The organism is Polaromonas sp. AET17H-212 (assembly GCF_002379085.1).
Taxonomy (GTDB): domain Bacteria; phylum Pseudomonadota; class Gammaproteobacteria; order Burkholderiales; family Burkholderiaceae_C; genus Polaromonas.
In genome coordinates this window covers 36023-53891 of record NZ_NBZW01000015.1, presented here as the reverse complement: position 1 = coordinate 53891, position 17869 = coordinate 36023, and the positions used below count along the sequence as shown (strand labels likewise).

Here is a 17869-nt window from a genome sequence, read left to right as displayed (position 1 = left end):
CAGACCATGAAATTGATCACCAAATCGGCCAAACTGGCCAATGTGCTTTACGACATCCGCGGTCCCATCATGGATGCCGCCAAGCAGATGGAGGAAGAAGGGCAAAAACTCATCAAGCTCAACCTCGGCAATCTCGCGGTGTTCGGTTTTGACGCGCCTGAAGAAGTCCAGCAGGACATGATCCGCAACCTGCCGGCCTCGGCGGGTTATTCGGACAGCAAGGGCATTTTTGCGGCGCGCAAGGCCGTCATGCACGAAACCCAGCGGCAGGGCATCAAGGGCGTGACGCTGGACGACATCTATCTGGGCAACGGCGCGAGCGAGCTGATTTCCATGGCCACCAACGCGCTGCTGGACAACGGCGACGAGCTGCTGCTACCGTCTCCCGACTACCCCCTGTGGACGGCCTCCACCAGCCTGGCGGGCGGCACGCCGGTGCATTACCTGTGCGACGAGAACAACGGCTGGATGCCCAACCTCGATGACATTCGCGCCAAGATCACGCCCCGGACCAAAGGCATCGTGGTCATCAACCCGAACAACCCGACCGGCGTGCTGTATTCCGATGAGCTGTTGCGCGGCATCGTTGGCATCGCGCGCGAACACGGCCTGGTGATCCTGGCCGACGAGGTCTACGACAAGGTGCTGTACGACGGCGTCAAACACACGGCGATCGCCAGCCTGTCCACCGATGTGCTGACGCTGACCTTCAACTCGCTGTCCAAGAGTTACCGTTCCTGCGGCTACCGCGCCGGCTGGCTGGTGGTGTCCGGGCCGAAAAAGCATGCGCGGGACTACATCGAGGGCCTGAACATGCTGGCCAACATGAAGCTGTGCTCCAACGTGCCGGGCCAGTGGGCCATCCAGACCGCGCTGGGCGGCTACCAGAGCATCAACGACCTCACCGGCGAGGGCGGGCGCCTGCGCCGCCAGCGTGACCTGGCCTACGAGCTGATCACCGCGATTCCCGGCGTGAGCTGCGTCAAGCCGAGTGCGGCGCTTTACATGTTCCCCCGGCTGGATCCCAAGGTCTACCCGATCACCGACGACCGCCAGTTTTTCCTGGAGCTGCTCAAGGAAACCAAGGTGATGCTGGTGCAGGGCACCGGTTTCAACTGGGCGGCGCCGGACCACTTCCGCATCGTCTTTTTGCCGCATGAGGAAGACCTGCGCGAGGCCATCGGCCGCATTGCCAAATTCCTGGGAAGCCGCAGAAAAAGCATGCAGCCGGCCAGCGTGCCGGTAGCCGAACCCATTCTCAAATGACCCGACACATGACATCAATGAATCTGAAACCGATCAAGGTAGGCCTGCTGGGCATGGGCACCGTGGGCAGCGGTGTCTTCACCGTTTTGAAGCGCAACCAGGAAGAGATTTTCCGCCGCGCCGGCCGCAGCATCGAGATTGCCATGGTGGCCGACCTCGACACCGCACGCGCGCAGGCGGCCGCCGGTCCCGGCGTGACGGTGGTGGCCGATGCCCGCGCGGTGATTGCCAACCCCGAGATCGACATCATCATCGAGCTGATCGGCGGCTACGGCATTGCCCGGCAACTGGTGCTGGAGGCGATCGGCGCGGGCAAACACGTGGTCACGGCCAACAAGGCCCTGCTGGCCGTGCACGGCACCGAGATTTTTGCGGCCGCACACCACCACGGCGTGATGGTGGCATTTGAAGCCGCCGTCGCCGGCGGCATTCCCATCATCAAGGCGTTGCGCGAGGGTCTGACGGCCAACCGCATCGAGTGGATTGCCGGCATCATCAACGGCACGACCAACTTCATCCTCAGCGAGATGCGCGACAAGGGCCTGGACTTCGATGTGGTGCTGAAGGAAGCGCAGCGCCTCGGGTACGCCGAAGCCGACCCGACCTTCGACATCGAAGGGGTGGACGCCGCGCACAAGGCCACGCTGATGTCGGCGATTGCCTTCGGCATTCCGGTGCAATTCGACAAGGCCTACGTCGAGGGCATCACCAAGCTGGGCGCGCAGGACATCAAGTATGCCGAGCAGCTGGGCTACCGCATCAAGCTGCTGGGCATCACCAAGCGCACGGCCAAGGGCATCGAGCTGCGGGTGCACCCCAGCCTGGTGCCGGCCAAGCGCCTGATCGCCAATGTCGAGGGCGCCATGAACGCCGTGATGGTGCAGGGCGATGCCGTCGGCACCACCCTGTATTACGGCAAGGGCGCCGGCAGCGAGCCGACCGCCAGCGCGGTGATTGCCGACCTGGTGGACATCGCGCGCCTGCACGGCGCCGAGGCCGCGCAGCGCGTGCCGCACCTGGCCTTCCAGCCGCAGTCCATGAGCGACATGCCGGTGCTGGCCATGAGCGAGGTGGTCACGAGTTATTACCTGCGCCTGAACGTGGCCGACGAAGCCGGCGTGCTGGCCAAAGTCACCGGCATTCTGGCCGAAGCCGGCATCAGCATTGACGCGATGCTGCAGCGCGAAGCCGACGAGGTCGGCGGCGAGGGCTCGACCCAGACCGACCTGATCATCCTGACGCACGACTGTGTCGAGGCGAAGATGAACGGCGCGCTCGCGCAGATGCAGGCCCTGCCCACCGTGCTCTCGCCCATCACGCGCATCCGCAAGGAAGAACTCGCCTGAATATGTACAGCCCCCACGTTCACTACGCTCTCTGCCCCCCGAGGGGACGCTCATTGCCCTGCGGGCGGCCGGGCGAGCAATGAAGTACCTCTCGACCCGCGGCCACGCGGACCGCAAGCAGTTCTGCGAAATCCTGCTCGAGGGCCTGGCGCCCGACGGCGGCCTCTACCTGCCCGAAACCTACCCGCAGGTCGACGCCGCCACGCTGGAGAAGTGGCGCGCCGTCTACCGCGACTCGGGGTATGCCGACCTGGCTTTTGAAGTGCTGTCGCTCTACATCGACGACATCCCGGCCGCCGACCTGAAAGCTCTCTGCCGCAAGACCTACACCGAGGCGGTGTTCGGCACGCCCGCGATCGTGCCGCTGCGCCAGCTCGAGCCTGGCCTGTATCTGGAGGCCCTGTCCAACGGCCCGACCCTGGCCTTCAAGGACATGGCCATGCAGCTGCTGGGCAACCTGTTCGAGTACGAACTGGCGCGCCGCGGCGAAGAACTCAACATCCTGGGCGCGACCAGCGGCGACACCGGCAGCGCCGCCGAATACGCCATGCGCGGTAAAAAGGGCGTGCGGGTCTTCATGACCTCGCCGCAGGGCCGCATGAGCCCCTTCCAGCAGGCCCAGATGTTCAGCCTGCAGGACGCCAACATCCACAACATCGCGATCGAGGGCGTGTTCGACGACTGCCAGGACATCGTCAAGGCCGTGTCCAACGACCTGGACTTCAAGCGCAAGTACAAGATCGGCACCGTTAACTCGATCAACTGGGCCAGGTTGCTGGCGCAGGTTGTCTACTACTTTGCCGGTTATTTCCAGGCCACGCAGGCTTCGACAGGCTCAGCCCGCACGGAAGGCCAGAAGGTCCGCTTCACCGTGCCCTCGGGCAACTTTGGCAACGTCTGCGCCGGCCATGTCGCACGCATGATGGGCCTGCCGATCGACAAGCTGGTCGTCGCCACCAACGAAAACGATGTGCTCGACGAGTTCTTCCGCACCGGCGTGTACCGTGTGCGGGCCAGCGCCGACACGCACGAGACCTCCAGCCCGTCGATGGACATTTCCAAGGCCTCGAACTTCGAGCGTTTTGTGTTCGACCTGCTCGGGCGTGATGCGGCGCGTGTCGCCGACCTGTTCGGTGCGCAGCTGTCCACGCAGGGCCGCTTCGACCTGAGCGGCGACACGACCTTCCAGTCGGCCGCCCGGCACTACGGCTTTGCCAGCGGCAAAAGCACCCACGCCGACAGGCTGCAGACGATTCGCGACACCTTTGCGCGTTTCGGCACCATGATTGACACCCACACCGCGGACGGCCTGAAAGTCGCGCGCGAACACCTCTCGGCCGGCGTGCCCATGATCGTGCTGGAGACGGCCCTGCCGATCAAGTTTGCCGCCACCATCGAGGAGGCGCTGGGCCAGTTGCCGCCGCGGCCCGCCCGCTTTGAAGGCATCGAGGCCCTGCCCAAACGGGTGCAGCTGATGCCGGCCGATGCGGCCGCGGTGAAGGCCTACATCGCCAGCCATGTGGACTGAATTGGCCTCCAGCCCTTTAAACGTGGGCGCAGGTAGCTATGGTATTGGTAGCAAATCAGGATCGGCCAAAGACAGTTTATGAACGTTGTTGCATTTGCCGGCTATTCCGGTTCGGGCAAGACCACCCTGGTGGAAAGCCTGATTCCTGCGCTCAAGCTGCGCGGCCTGCGGGTCTCGGTCGTCAAACATGCCCACCACAGCTTCGACATCGACCAGCCCGGCAAGGACACCTGGCGCCACCGGCAGGCAGGTGCCTTCGAGGTGGTCGTGGCCTCGGACAACCGGCTGGCGCTGATCCGCGAGTTCGAGCAGCCGAGGGTGCTCTCGGTGCACCACCTGATCGCCGAACTGTACGAAGGCGTGGACTGGGTGCTGGTGGAGGGGTTCAAGAGCAGCGACCTGCTCAAGGTCGAGGTCTGGCGCGCCGACTCGGGCCAACCGGTGCGCTACCCGGACGACGATTTTGTGGTCGCGATTGCCACCGACTCGCCGGACCGGCTGCCGCAAACCACCCTCAGGCCGGTGCTGGATTTGAACGACGCCGATGCCGTCGCGGACTGGTTGATCGAGAATCATGAACGCTTTGTCTACTGCCCCGAGTTGTATGCATGAACGCTTCCGCCTCCACCTCCACTTCCCCTGCTGCGAAACCGGCCACGCGCCCGCCGCTTAAGGCCCTCGACGAGGCGCTGGCCGAGTTGCTGGGCCGCGCCACGCCGCTGGCGGGCAGCGACACCGTGTCCACCTTCGACGCCGACGGCCGGGTGCTGGCCGAAGATGTGGTTTCGGCGCTGCAGGTGCCGCCCGAAGACAACAGCGCCATGGACGGTTATGCCGTGTGTGCCGCCGAGCTGGCCGACGAGGGGGTGGTGTTGCGCGTGTCGCAGCGCATTGCGGCCGGCAGCAGCGGCAGCGCGCTGGAGCCCGGCACGGTCGCCCGTATTTTTACCGGTGCGCCGATTCCGGCCGGAGCCGACGCGGTGGTGATGCAGGAAGACTGCGAGCCGCTTGCGGACCGTGAAGGGTATGTCAGCGTCCGGCAGCTGCCGCGCCCCGGCCAGTGGATTCGCCGCGCCGGCGAAGACGTCACGCGCGGTGCCACGGCGCTCTCAAAAGGTGAGCGACTCACGCCTGCAGCGCTTGGGCTGGCGGCCAGTATCGGCATGGACCGGCTGCAGGTGGCGCGGCGCCCGCGGGTGGCGCTGTTCTCCACCGGCGACGAACTGGTGATGCCCGGCGAGGTGGCGCCGGCGCAGATGCGCCCCGGCGCCATCTACAACTCCAACCGTTTTTTTCTGCGCGCCTTGTTGCTGCGCCTGGGCTGCGAGGTCAGCGACCTGGGCATCGTGCCGGACCAGCGGGGCGCCACGCTGGACGCGCTGCGCAGCGCCAGCCAGGCGCATGACCTGATCCTGACCAGCGGCGGGGTGTCGGTCGGCGAGGAAGACCACATCAAGCCGGCGGTGCAGCAGCTCGGCTCGCTCGATCTCTGGCAGATAGCCATGAAGCCGGGCAAGCCCTTTGCCTATGGCCGGGTTGGCGCGGCGCACTTCATGGGCCTGCCGGGCAACCCGGTTTCGAGCTTCCTGACCTTTCTGCTGCTGGTGCGGCCCTTCCTGCTCAGGCTCCAGGGTGTGCCTGACGTTGCTCCCAAATCAATAGCGGCTACCGCCCATTTCACCTGGCCCCGGGCCGACAAACGCCGTGAATTCCTGCGGGTGCGGCGCAATGCCGCCGGCGGGCTGGACCTGTTTCCCAACCAGAGTTCGGGCGTGCTGACCTCGGCGGTCTGGGGCGACGGCGTGGTGGACAACCCGTCGGGCCAGACCATCGCGCAGGGCGACACCGTGCGTTTCATCGCTTTTTCGGAATGGCTGGCATGAACATCACCGTCAGGTATTTTGCGTCCGTGCGTGAAGCCATCGGGCTGGGCAGCGAGCAGATCGACACCGCAGCCGCCAGCCTGGCCGCCCTGCGCGACGAACTGATCGCGCGCGGCCCGGCCTATGCCGAGGCGCTGGCGCGCGGCAAGTCGGTGCGCATGGCGCTCAACCAGGTCATGAGCGACGAATCGGCGGCCCTGACGGACGGCTGCGAAGTTGCCTTCTTCCCGCCGGTGACAGGGGGCTGAGATGGCCGACCGCGTGAGCATCCAGACCGGTGACTTCAATCTCGCGCAAGAGATTGAACAGCTGCGTGCAGATGACAAACGTGTCGGCGCCGTCTGCAGCTTCATCGGAACGGTCCGGGATCGCAACGATGGTCTGAACGTCAGCAGCATGGAACTCGAGCATTACCCCGGCATGACGGAAAAAGCCATCGAGGCCATGATTGACGAGGCCATGGTGCGCTTCGATATTTTCGGTGCCCGCGTGATCCACCGCGTCGGGCTGCTGCAGCCGCTGGACCAGGTGGTCATGGTGGCCGTGACCTCGGCGCACCGCGGCGAGAGTTTCCAGGCCTGCGAGTTCCTGATGGACTACCTCAAGACCCAGGCGCCGTTCTGGAAAAAAGAGCAGACGCCGGACGGCGCGCGCTGGGTCGATGCACGGGTCAGCGACGACGCGGCACTGGCCAAGTGGGGCATCCAGGCCTCCAACGCCTAGCCAACAGGCGTTCGACGAGACCGGCTTCAGGCTTGCGCGTCGGCGTCCTGGTTCGGCGGCACAAACGCTGCGCGCGCGTCGTTTTCCAGCCCTGTGGTCAGCAATTGCAGCAACTCCAGCAACTGGCCCTGTTGCGCCTTGCTCAGCGGCGCCATCAGGCGGTCATAGGCGCGGTCGGCTGGTTGCTGCGCCTTCTCGAGCAGCTCCAGCCCCGCGGCTGACAGGGACACCGCCAGATTGCGCCGGCTGGCCGGCGCCGGCGCGCGTTCTATCAGGCCCCGCGTTTCCAGGCCGCGCAGCACCCGCAGCACCGTCACCTTATCGAAACCCAGCGCACGCGCCAGCGTGGACTGGTCCAGCCCCGGCGTGGCGCGCAGCACGCTGAGCACACCGAACTGTGCCGGCGTCAGCCCCACGCTGCGGCATTCGTCCTCGAACACGGCGGTTGATATCTGGTGTGCGCGGCGCAGCAGGAAGCCGGGGCGGGCATAGAGTTGGGAGAGTTTGTGGAATGTGAGCACGGCAGTAAAAATTTCTCGTCGACCCCTGGCTTCAAGAACCTGTCCACCAGTGCTTGGCAGACAGGTCCTAAGGGAATTCATGGATTGTGCCTTGTCGCTTCAGGCTAATAATTGTTAGCATGCAAACCTGAAAGGATGTTTGATGCAGATCAGTATTTCTCCACGCCGGCGGCTGGCGGTCAAGCTGGGGCTCCTGCTTGTCACGGCTGGCGTCAGCGCGGGCGCCTTGGCCCAGACCGTCCAGGCGCCGGTCCTGCCGCAGGCACCGATTCGCCTGATCGTGCCTTTCACCCCCGGCACCGGCATTGACCTGATTGCCCGCACGCTGGGCCCCAAGCTGTCCGAGCGGCTGGGAAGGCCCGTGGTGGTGGACAACCGCGCCGGCGCGTCCGGCAACATCGGCACCGAGGCCGTGGTGCGTGCCGCGCCCAACGGCAGCACCTTGCTGGTGACGGTCAACACACTGGTGATGAATGCCAGCCTGTACCCGCAGCTGGCCTTCGACCCGGTGAAAGACCTGACGCCGGTGACGCTGACCAGCTGGGGCCAGCTGCTGCTGGTGGCCAACCCGAAAACCGGTTTTAAAAGCGCCTCGGATCTGGTCTCGGCGGCGCGCCAGAAGCCCGGCCGCATCAACTACGGCTCACCCGGGGTCGGCACGCCGCACCACCTGGCGATGGAGTTGTTCAAGACCACGGCGGGCGTGTTTGTCACGCATATCCCCTACCGCGGCACGGGGCCGGCGCTGACCGACCTGCTCGGCGGCCAGATCGAAACCATGTTTCTGCCCATCCACGTGGCCCTGCCGCATGTGAAGTCCGGCCGGCTGGTGGCGCTGGGCATTGGCAGCGACAAGCGCCACGCGCTGTTGCCCGAGGTGCCGACGCTGGCCGAGGCCAGGGCCGGCAAGGTCAACGTGGACATGTGGTACGGCATCTTTGCGCCACCGGGCACCTCGCCCGAACTGGTCGCCCTGTACAACCGCGAGATCCGGGAGATCTTGCTGAGCGACGAGGTCAAAAAAGCCTTCCAGACCCAGGGCATGGACCCGACCGGCAGCACGCCGGGCGAGTTCAAAAGCCTGGTGGAGCTGGATGCGAAGCGCTGGGCCGGCTTGATCCAGGCCCAGGGCATCACCGCGAACTGATCTGCTCCTGAATAGATAGCTGATGGCGCCGGTCTTCAAAGGGCTGGCGGCCATTTTGGTTGAGCAATAACCTGGCGATGCCAGGCCCCGTCTGTCATTGCGGACTTGATCCACAATTTATGTTCGATCTGCGCGCTGGCCGATTCATGCGGTAGGGAGCCGGATCGAGTCCGGGATCACGGGCCAGATTTTGAGCAATATTTGAACTGCGAGAACACCATGAAGATAGCCATCGTCGGCGGCGGCATAGGCGGACTGAGCCTGGCGCTCGCGCTGCATCAACGCGGCATCCAGAGCGAGGTTTTTGAAACCGTGCCTGAGGTCAAGGAACTCGGCGTCGGCATCACGCTGCTGCCGCACGCCATGCGCGAGCTGGCGGCGCTGGGCCTGCAGGCGCAGCTGGAAGCGGTTGGCATCGAAAACGAGGAAAGCGTGTTTTTCAACCGCTTCGGCCAGTTCATCTACAAGGAGCCGCGCGGCCGCCATGCTGGCTACGCCTTGCCCGAGATCGGCCTGCCGCGCGGCAAGCTGCACCGGCTGCTTTACGAAGCGGCGCTGGAGCGACTCAGCCCCGACGCCATCCACACCAACCGCCGCTGCGTGCGCGTGGAACAGGACGAGAGCGGGGCCACCCTGCATTTCATGCAGACCTCCAGCGGCATGAGCCTGCCGCCAGTGAAAGCCGACGTGGTGATTGCCTGCGACGGCGTCAACTCCACGCTGCGGCGCCAGTTCTACCCTGACGAAAAAGTCGCCTTTGCCGGCATCAACACCTGGCGCGGCGTGACGCGGCACCAACCCATCCTGACCGGCCGCAGCTACATGCGCATCGGCGCCATCGACACCGGCAAGATGGTGATTTACCCCATCGTCGACAAGCTGGACGACGAGGGCCACCAACTGATCAACTGGGTCGCCGAGATCCAGCGCGACAACGCCGCCATGAACGACTGGAACCACAAGGGCGATCTCAAGGATTTCCTCGGCATCTTCAAGGACTGGCGCTTTCCGTGGCTGGATGTTGCGGCGCTGATCGCCAACGCCGAGCAGATCCTCGAGTACCCCATGGTCGACAAGGACCCGGTGCCGCAGTGGACCTTTGGCCGCGTGACCTTGCTCGGCGACGCGGCCCACCCCATGTACCCGCGCGGCTCCAACGGCTCGGCCCAGGCCCTGATCGACGCGCGCGTGCTGGCCGAGCAGCTGGCGCTGCAGGCCGGTGGCGATGCGCGGGCCGCGCTGCAGGCCTACGAGCAGCTGCGGCTGGCCCCGACCGCGAACATCGTGCGCACGAACCGCTCGGTGCCGCCCGATTTCATCAACATCAAGGTCGACGAGCTGAGCGGCGGCAAGCCGTTTGCGGACATCGATGCGCTGATCAGCCAGCAGGAGCTGCGCGCGATTTCGGACCACTACAAACAGGTGGCCGGTTTCTCGCTGGAGGCGGCCACGAAGTAGGGGGGCAAGGGCCGGCGCGGGCGCCATGCGGAACCCGCAAGACCTCAGTTCAGGTACCGGGGCCGTGGCAGGTCAACGGGCAGATCGGCAGGCTCGGTGTCGGGCGCGGCGTCCTGCACCAGGGCATCATGCGGCGCGGCCGCCGCGGCTGCCGGCACCGTGAGCCACTGCGAAAGCTTCACGCTCTGGTGCAGCAGGTGCAGCAGGCCGTTGCTCAACTGCGGATCCATCATCACCTCGAAATCGCGCACCGTGGCTTGCCCGGGCAGCTTTTCAAACAGCTGCAGGCGCAACTGGCCGTTGCCCATCAGGGTGACCTTCACCTCGGTCAGCAGCAAGGGGTCGGGGCCCACCGCCACGTCGGCGGGCGGGCCGGGCTGGTCGCGGTAAGGGGTTTCAAAATCCCCGCTGCGCAGCGTCGCTTCTTTCTGGAAGGTTGTCAGCAGCTGGCCGCGTTGCTCGTCCAGGCTGGTGGCCGCCTCGTGGGGGGTGGCCGCCTTGCGGGTCTGGTCGGCCGCGGTTTTGTCGAGCACAGGCAGCAGCGCCAGCGCCAGGCGCCGGGTGAGCCAGGCACGCAACTCGCCGCCGTCGCGGCCGTTGATGCGGATCATCAGGCGGTCCTGCTCCTGGACGTAGCTGACCGAAACCTGGTGGATGTTCATGGACTGATTTTAATCCGCCGCCTGTTCCCCCGGTGTGCTTGATCTCCGTCAAGCCGCCTGCGGGCCAAGCTGTGCATAAAGGGAAGCGCTTCCAAGGGAGCCATCAACCCGGTTGTGAGCAGGGACTATTGAAAAGCCCCGGGTTCAGCCCCAAGTCTTCAGCAATCACATTCACCAAGGGACGCCATGCGCCAGGACAAACTCACCACCAAATTCCAGGAAGCGCTCAGTGACGCGCAGTCGCTCGCCCTGGGCAATGACAACGCCTACATCGAGCCGGTGCACCTGCTGGCCGCCATGCTGGGCCAGGAAGACGGCCCGAAGGCGCTGCTGCAGCGCGCCGGTGTCAATGTGGCCGCTTTGCAGGCCGCCACCGACGCCGCCGTGAAAAAGCTGCCGACGGTGTCGGGCCAGGAGCAGATCCAGGTCGGCCCCGAGCTCGGCAAACTGCTGCAGGCCACCGAAAAGGAATCCATCAAGCGCGGTGACCAGTTCATCGCCGGCGAGCTGTATTTGTTGGCGGTCGCTGACAGCAAGGCCGAGGTCGGCCGTCTGGCCAAGGAAGCCGGCCTGACACGCAAGGCGCTGGAGGCGGCCATTGACGCCGTGCGCGGCGGCCAGGGCGTGGACAGCCCGGAGGCTGAAGGCCAGCGCGAGGCGCTCAAGAAATACACCATGGACCTGACCGAGCGCGCCCGCATGGGCAAGCTCGACCCGGTGATCGGCCGCGATGACGAGATCCGCCGTGCCATCCAGGTGCTGCAGCGCCGCACCAAGAATAACCCGGTGCTGATCGGTGAGCCCGGCGTCGGCAAGACCGCCATCGTTGAAGGCCTGGCCCAGCGCATCGTCGCCGGCGAGGTACCTGATTCGCTCAAGGGCAAACGTGTGCTGAGCCTGGACATGGCCGCACTGCTGGCCGGTGCCAAGTTTCGCGGCGAGTTCGAGGAGCGCCTGAAAACCGTGCTGAAAGAGCTGGCCAAGGACGAGGGCCAGACCATTGTGTTCATTGACGAGTTGCACACCATGGTGGGCGCCGGCAAGGCTGAAGGCGCCATGGACGCCGGCAACATGCTCAAGCCCGCGCTGGCGCGTGGCGAGCTGCATTGTGTGGGCGCGACCACGCTGGACGAGTACCGCAAGTACATCGAAAAGGACGCCGCGCTCGAGCGCCGCTTCCAGAAAATCCTGGTGGATGAGCCGAGCGTGGAGGCCACCATCGCCATCCTGCGCGGCCTGCAGGAAAAATACGAAGTCCACCACGGCGTGCAGATCACCGACCCGGCCATCGTGGCTGCGGCCGAGCTGAGCCACCGCTACATCACCGACCGCTTCCTGCCCGACAAGGCGATCGACCTGATCGACGAGGCGGCGGCCAAGATCAAGATCGAGATGGACTCCAAGCCCGAGGTGATGGACAAGCTGGACCGCCGGCTGATCCAGCTGCAGATCGAACGCGAGGCCGTGCGCCGCGAAAAAGACGAGTCCTCGCAGAAACGCTTCGGACTGATCGAGGAAGAAATCAGCAAGCTGCAGAAGGAAATTTCCGACCTTGACGAAATCTGGCAGGCGGAGAAAGCCCAGGCGCTGGGCTCCAAGGACGTGATGGAAGAGATCGACCGCATCCGCTTCCAGATCGAGGAGTTCACCCGCAAGGGCGACTTCAACAAGGTCGCCGAGCTGCAGTACGGCAAGCTGCCCGAACTGGAAAAACGCCTGAAGGAGGCGCAGGACGTCGAGTCCAAAAAAGGCGCGACCAGCGCGCCTACCTTGCTGCGCACCCAGGTCGGCGCCGAAGAAATCGCCGAGGTTGTGGCGCGTTCCACCGGCATCCCGGTCAGCAAACTGATGCAGGGCGAGCGCGACAAGCTGCTGCTGATGGAAGGCAAGCTGCACGAACGTGTGGTCGGGCAGGACGAAGCCATCGGTGCGGTCGCCAACGCGATCCGCCGCTCGCGCTCCGGCCTGAGTGACCCGAACCGGCCGACCGGCTCTTTCCTGTTCCTGGGCCCCACAGGCGTCGGCAAGACCGAACTCTGCAAGGCGCTGGCCGGCTTTTTGTTCGACAGCGAAGACCACCTGGTCCGCGTCGACATGAGCGAGTTCATGGAAAAACACTCGGTGGCCCGCCTGATCGGCGCGCCTCCGGGTTATGTGGGTTACGAAGAGGGCGGCTACCTGACCGAAGCCGTGCGCCGCAAGCCCTACAGCGTGCTGCTGCTCGACGAGGTGGAAAAAGCCCATCCCGATGTGTTCAACGTGCTGCTGCAGGTGCTCGACGATGGCCGCCTGACCGACGGCCAGGGCCGCACCGTGGACTTCAAGAACACCGTGATCGTGATGACCAGCAACATCGGCTCACCCATCATCCAGTCCATGGTGGGCCAGCCTTACGAGGACATCAAGGAAGCGGTGGAAGGCGAGCTGAAGAACTACTTCCGTCCCGAGTTCCTGAACCGCATCGACGAAACCGTGGTGTTCCACTCGCTCGACGCGAAAAACATCGAGTCCATCGCGCGCATCCAGCTCAAGGTGCTCATGGAGCGCCTGCAGAAGATGGACCTCACGATGGAGGTGTCGGAAGCAGCAATTGCCGAACTCGCCAAGGTCGGCTTCGACCCGGTGTTCGGCGCGCGTCCGCTCAAGCGCGCGATCCAGCAGCGCATCGAGAACCCGCTGTCCAAGCTGCTGCTCGAAGGGCGTTTCCCGCCCAAGAGCGTGATCCCGGTCGATGTGGACCCGATCCGCGAACCGGGTGTGTTCAGGTTTGAGGCGGCGCCGGCTTGAACGGTGGGCTGACGAGCTGAAGAAAACCTGCCTCCTTTGAGGGGGAGGCGGGTTCGCTATCATGGGTATCCAAATACTGCGATCACCATGACCACCCTGATCTATACCCACCAAGCCTGCTTCAACCACAAGCCCGGACCGCACCACCCTGAGTCGCCCGAGCGTCTTGAGGCCGTGTTGCAGGCGCTGAAGAAACCGGAGTTTGCGGGCGCGGTCTGGCGCGATGCGCCGCTGGGGTCCTTCGACCAGGTGCTGCATGTGCACACGCCCGACTATGTGGAGCAGGTGCAGTCCGTGTCGCCGACCGAGGGCTACCGCGCCCTCGATGCCGGTGACACCATCCTGTCGCCGGGCTCGCTGGAGGCGGTGATGCGTTGCGTGGGCGCGGCCTGTGCCGGTGTGGACGATGTGGTGTCCGGGGAGGCGACCAATGTCTTTTGCGCCACACGCCCTTGCGGTCACCACGCGGAGGCGGACCAGGCCATGGGTTTTTGCGTGTTCAACCAGGCGGCCATCGCCGCGCTGCATGCGCGCGAGCAGCATGGCCTCCAGCGTGTTGCTGTGGTGGACTTCGATGTGCATCACGGCAACGGCACGCAGAACTCGTTTTACGATGACCCCGACCTGTTCTATGGTTCGTGCCACCAGGCGCAGTTTTACCCCGGCACCGGCGCGCGCCATGAAACCGGCGTGGCCGGGAACATCGTGAATCTGCCCTTTCCGCGGGGCACGGGTTCAGCCGTCTTCCGCGCCGCCATGACAGACCAGTTGTTGCCGGCCCTGCGCAAGTTCGCGCCTGAACTGCTGATCATCTCCGCGGGCTTCGATGCCCATCACCTGGACCCGCTGGGCGGACTCAAGTTCACCGACGACGACTACCACTGGATCACCCGCGAGCTGATGAAGGTGGCCGATGAAACCGCCGATGGCCGTGTGGTGTCCGTTCTCGAGGGCGGCTACAGCCTGGAAGGCCTGGCCAGCGGCACGGCGGCGCACGTGCGCGCGCTGATGGGCGACTGAGGGCGCCCATGGAACGCAAACTCCGGGTCGGCCAGCCCATCACTTCCGAGGAGTTCGACGAACTCTCCGACGCGCAGCTTGAGCGCCTTGTTCCCAAGGCGTATCGGGAGTTCTTTCCCGGCAAGGATGACTGCGCCGACGGCTATTTTTATTTGCACGACGGCACCGCGTGGAGCTTCTACAAGGGAGGGTTCCTGGATGACTGATCTGGCCAAGGAGTTCGCGCCTGCGGGCAGGCTGCGCGCTTCGCTGAACATGGGCAACCCGGTGCTCGCGCACAGCCACATCGCCCCGGAAAAGCCAGCGGGCGTCACCATCGACCTGTCGCGTGAATTTGCGCGTGAGCTGGGCGTGGCGGTGGATTTTCTCCAGTTCGACACCGCCGCCCAGTCGGTCGCTGCGCTGGCCAGCGGCGAGGCCGACATCGGCTTCATGGCGATTGATCCGCTGCGCGCCCAGACCACGCATTTCACGCCGGCCTATGTGCAGATCGAGGGTTACTACCTCGTGCGCGAGGGATCAACCATCCAGACCAACGCCGACGTGGACCGCGCCGGCACGCGCATCGTGATGGGTGCCGGCAGTGCTTACGGCCTGTACCTGCAGCGGCACATCCAGCACGCGACACTGGTGCCGGTGCCGACCTCGGAAGCCGTGGTCGATGCCATGCTCAAGGACGGCCTGGACGTGGCGTCCGGCGTGAAGCAGGGGCTGGAAGCGGACGCCCATCGTGTCGGCGGCTTGCGCCTGCTGGGCGAGCGCTTCATGGTGATCAACCAGGCGATGGCCATGCCGAAGGCGCGCAGCGCTGCAGCGGCGGCCTTTCTGGATGATTTTGTCGCCCGCATGAAACGCGGCGGCTTTGTCGCCGCTTCGCTCGCGCGCCATGCGATTGCGGGCGCGACCGTCGCCGACAATTGACCGCTTGCTGGCCAGGGCGCTCTTCTTTTGATAGCTGCCCGTGACCGCTGCTTATGGGTTGGATGCCTTTTTTTGCAAACTTCGCTGACGCCCGCTGAGGTCGGCGTGCAGCCGCCTATTTGTAAAACGCCTCGACCTTGAGCTTGAGCTTGATCATCAGCGGCGGGCCCGTCCGGACCTGTGTGTCTTGACGGCGCCGCTATTGCGCCGTCCAGCCGCCATCAATCGGCAATGACACGCCGGTCAGGTTGTGCGCGGCGGGTTCGCACAGCCACGTGACCACCCGGGCAATCTCGTCGGGCAGCGAGGTACGCTGGCTGGGTTGCTTTTCCTTCAGCAAGTCACGGATGGCTGCTTCGCGGCCGGTGCCCAGCTGCTGGGCCCGCGCATCGATTTGCGGCTGGATGATGGCGGTCTCGGTCCAGCCGGGACAGATGCAGTTGACGGTGACACCGCCGCTTTCGCGGCTGCCGGCGTTGGCGTATTCGAGCGCCGCCACGCGGCTCAGGCCGACCATGCCGAACTTGGCCGCCACATAGGGCGCCTTGTGGACGGATGCCACCAGGCCGTGTACCGAGGCGATGTTGATCACCCGGCCGTAACCACGGCGGGCCATTTGCGGCAGCGCCAGGCGCATGGTGTCGAACGCGGCCGACAGGTTGATGGCGATGATGTCGTCCCAGGTGGCGCGCGGCATGTCGGCCAGGGGCGCGGTGTGCTGGATGCCGGCGTTGTTGACCAGGATGTCGAGCGGACTCGTGGCCAGCGTGGCCTCCATCAGCAGCTGCACCTGGCTGGCGTCGCGCAAATTGTGCGTGAGCACTTCGACCGCGGGTGCGCCTGCTTCGAGCACGGCGGCGCAGGCATCCCGCGCCAGCGTGTCGCTGGCCAGGCCATGCAGCACCAGTGTGCAGCCCTGGCGGCCCAACTCGCGGGCGATGGCCAGGCCGATGCCCTGCAGGGAGCCGGTCACCAGGGCGCGGCGGCCCGTCAGGGTTTTCTCACTCATGCCGTTTTCTCCTTCAGCTGCTCGCGCAGCGCGGTTTTCAGGACCTTGCCGTAGTTGTTTTTGGGCAGGCTGTTGACGATTTCGTAACGTTTGGGCCGCTTGAAGCGGGCGATGTGCGCCAGGCACACGGCGTCCAGCGTTTCCGTGTCCAGCTTGGCGCCGGGCTGGGGCACCACAAAGGCCACCACGACCTCGCCCCATTCCGGATCAGGGGCGCCGATCACTGCCACCTCGGCCACGCCGGGCGCCAGCAGCAGCACCTCTTCGACTTCGCGCGGATAGATGTTGGAGCCGCCGCTGATGAGCACATCCTTGCTGCGGTCCTTGAGTGTCAGAAAACCGTCGCCATCCATGGCCCCCATGTCGCCGGTAAAGAGCCAGCCGTCCTGCAGGGCCGCGGCGGTGGCGTCCGCGTCACGCCAGTAGCCGCTCATGACGGTGTCTCCGCGTACCAGCACTTCGCCGACCTCACCCAGCGGCAGGGTCCGGCCGGACGGATCGGCCACGCGGACCTCGACCGGCGTCTGCGCCATGCCGACCGAGGCCAGGCGCTGCGCGTGCCGGGGATGGCGGATGTCTGCCAGCTGGGCGCGCGAGAGTGCGGTGATCACCATCGGGCTTTCACCCTGGCCATAGATCTGGACAAAGCGTGGGCCCATGACCTGGATGGCGCGTTCGATGTCGGCCGCGTACATGGGCGCGCCGCCGTAGACGATGGTCTTGAAGCCGCTGCTGTCGGCCCCGGTGGCGCTGGCATGGTCCACCAGCCGCTTGACGATGGTGGGTGCCGCGAACAGGGTCAGGCGGCCGACCGAGCCAGCCAGTCCGAAAATTTCGGCTGGATCGAAGCCACCCGAGGCCGGCACCACATGGCGCGCGCCCGCGATGACGTGGGGGATGGCGTAGATCCCGGCGCCGTGCGACATCGGCGCTGCATACACAATCGCGTCCCGTGGCTCGATCGGGTCCACGTCGACAAAATAGGCCATGCCCATGGTCAGCAGGTTGCGGTGGGTCAGCATCACGCCCTTGGGCTTGCCGGTGGTGCCGCTGGTGTAGAACAGCCAGGCCAGGTCGGTGGCAGCGCGTCCGGTCACGGGCGAGGGCGGCGCGGCGAAGAGTTCTCCGTAGGCGGCAGCGGTGACGTCGATGGTGCGGCCGGGCGCCTGCAGCCCGGCGCCCACGTCGGGCGTGATGAAGGCCCAGCTTGCCTGGGCGTGGTCCAGGATCCACTGCGCCTCGCGCAGGTGCAGCTTGGCATTCATCGGCACCACCACCAGGCCGGCCCACCAGGCACCATAGAGCACCTCCAGGTAAGCCGGGTGGTTGTGCATGAACAGCGCAATACGTTCGCCCGGTGCCAGGCCGGCGGCGGCGAAGGCCGAGGCCAGGCGGGCCGCCCGGTCGGCCAGGCCGCCGTAGTCGCGCACCTGACGGCTGCCTTCGAACAGGGCGGGGCGCTGCGGATCGGCCAGGGCGATGCGCCGCAGGGTGAGGGCGAGGTTCATGGCGCTGCCTCCAGCACGGAGGCGGCCGGGGTTTCAGTGCCACGTGTATCGGGCCTGCCGGGTGGCAGGTGGCGCCAGCCATTGAAGGGA

The 17869-nt window shown here is 65.5% G+C and carries 17 protein-coding genes; 13 read left to right on the top strand and 4 right to left on the bottom strand.

Translation table 11 applies throughout. From position 1 onward, the window contains the following. Nucleotides 1-6: 6 nt before the first annotated feature. From B7G53_RS13050 to B7G53_RS13020, 7 genes are all read left to right on the top strand, one after another. A complete protein-coding gene (locus B7G53_RS13050) occupies nt 7-1266 on the top strand; it encodes a pyridoxal phosphate-dependent aminotransferase (RefSeq protein WP_096668318.1) in 1260 nt (419 codons plus the stop codon). Between the two features lie 23 nt (nt 1267-1289). After that, on the top strand, nt 1290-2612 hold the full coding sequence (locus B7G53_RS13045) for a homoserine dehydrogenase (RefSeq protein ID WP_096668414.1): 1323 nt from the start codon (nt 1290-1292) through the stop codon (nt 2610-2612). A gap of 79 nt (nt 2613-2691) precedes the next feature. After that, the gene (gene thrC, locus B7G53_RS13040) at nt 2692-4140 is read left to right on the top strand and encodes a threonine synthase (protein ID WP_096668316.1); all 1449 of its coding nucleotides are present in this window, start codon (nt 2692-2694) and stop codon (nt 4138-4140) included. A 78-nt stretch (nt 4141-4218) separates the two neighbouring features. Beyond that, nucleotides 4219-4752, top strand: a complete 534-nt coding sequence (mobB, locus tag B7G53_RS13035; protein WP_096668314.1) for a molybdopterin-guanine dinucleotide biosynthesis protein B — start codon at nt 4219-4221, stop codon at nt 4750-4752. Further along, nucleotides 4749-6023, top strand: a complete 1275-nt coding sequence (locus B7G53_RS13030; RefSeq protein ID WP_096668312.1) for a molybdopterin molybdotransferase MoeA — start codon at nt 4749-4751, stop codon at nt 6021-6023. Before mobB ends, B7G53_RS13030 begins: the two co-directional genes overlap by 4 nt. Then, a complete protein-coding gene (gene moaD, locus B7G53_RS13025) occupies nt 6020-6271 on the top strand; it encodes a molybdopterin converting factor subunit 1 (protein ID WP_096668310.1) in 252 nt (83 codons plus the stop codon). Before B7G53_RS13030 ends, moaD begins: the two co-directional genes overlap by 4 nt. A gap of 1 nt (nt 6272) precedes the next feature. Further along, nucleotides 6273-6746: a molybdenum cofactor biosynthesis protein MoaE gene (locus B7G53_RS13020; protein ID WP_096668308.1), complete on the top strand. Its 474-nt coding sequence runs from the start codon at nt 6273-6275 to the stop codon at nt 6744-6746. A 26-nt stretch (nt 6747-6772) separates the two neighbouring features. On the opposite strand, the gene B7G53_RS13015 is transcribed toward B7G53_RS13020, so the two are convergent. Then, complete coding sequence (locus tag B7G53_RS13015) at nt 6773-7267, bottom strand: MarR family winged helix-turn-helix transcriptional regulator (protein ID WP_096668306.1); 495 nt, start codon at nt 7265-7267, stop codon at nt 6773-6775. 142 nt (nt 7268-7409) lie between these two features. On the opposite strand from B7G53_RS13015, the gene B7G53_RS13010 reads away from it, so the two are divergent. Together B7G53_RS13010 and B7G53_RS13005 are read left to right on the top strand one after the other, a co-directional pair. Further along, nucleotides 7410-8414, top strand: coding sequence for a tripartite tricarboxylate transporter substrate binding protein (locus tag B7G53_RS13010; protein WP_096668304.1), 1005 nt, complete (start codon nt 7410-7412; stop codon nt 8412-8414). Nucleotides 8415-8633: 219 nt separating this feature from the next. Further along, on the top strand, nt 8634-9872 hold the full coding sequence (locus B7G53_RS13005; protein ID WP_096668302.1) for a flavin-dependent oxidoreductase: 1239 nt from the start codon (nt 8634-8636) through the stop codon (nt 9870-9872). A gap of 44 nt (nt 9873-9916) precedes the next feature. On the opposite strand, the gene B7G53_RS13000 is transcribed toward B7G53_RS13005, so the two are convergent. Next, a complete protein-coding gene (locus B7G53_RS13000; protein ID WP_096668300.1) occupies nt 9917-10534 on the bottom strand; it encodes a hypothetical protein in 618 nt (205 codons plus the stop codon). Nucleotides 10535-10720: 186 nt separating this feature from the next. On the opposite strand from B7G53_RS13000, the gene clpB reads away from it, so the two are divergent. The 4 genes from clpB (at nt 10721) to B7G53_RS12980 (ending at nt 15262) form a co-directional block, all read left to right on the top strand. After that, nucleotides 10721-13321, top strand: coding sequence for an ATP-dependent chaperone ClpB (gene clpB / locus B7G53_RS12995; RefSeq protein WP_096668298.1), 2601 nt, complete (start codon nt 10721-10723; stop codon nt 13319-13321). An 87-nt stretch (nt 13322-13408) separates the two neighbouring features. Continuing rightward, nucleotides 13409-14341: a histone deacetylase family protein gene (locus B7G53_RS12990; protein WP_096668296.1), complete on the top strand. Its 933-nt coding sequence runs from the start codon at nt 13409-13411 to the stop codon at nt 14339-14341. A gap of 8 nt (nt 14342-14349) precedes the next feature. Further along, nucleotides 14350-14547 carry a hypothetical protein gene (locus B7G53_RS12985; protein WP_096668294.1) on the top strand — a complete coding sequence of 66 codons (198 nt, stop codon included), beginning with the start codon at nt 14350-14352 and terminating at the stop codon, nt 14545-14547. Continuing rightward, nucleotides 14540-15262, top strand: a complete 723-nt coding sequence (locus tag B7G53_RS12980) for a transporter substrate-binding domain-containing protein (protein ID WP_096668292.1) — start codon at nt 14540-14542, stop codon at nt 15260-15262. Before B7G53_RS12985 ends, B7G53_RS12980 begins: the two co-directional genes overlap by 8 nt. Before the next feature lie 199 nt (nt 15263-15461). Here B7G53_RS12980 and B7G53_RS12975 read toward each other — a convergent pair whose 3' ends face one another. Next, nucleotides 15462-16271, bottom strand: a complete 810-nt coding sequence (locus B7G53_RS12975; RefSeq protein WP_096668290.1) for a 3-hydroxybutyrate dehydrogenase — start codon at nt 16269-16271, stop codon at nt 15462-15464. Then, a complete protein-coding gene (locus B7G53_RS12970) occupies nt 16268-17779 on the bottom strand; it encodes an AMP-binding protein (protein WP_096668288.1) in 1512 nt (503 codons plus the stop codon). The genes B7G53_RS12975 and B7G53_RS12970 overlap by 4 nt, the downstream gene beginning before the upstream one ends. Between the last annotated feature and the right edge of the window lie 90 nt (nt 17780-17869).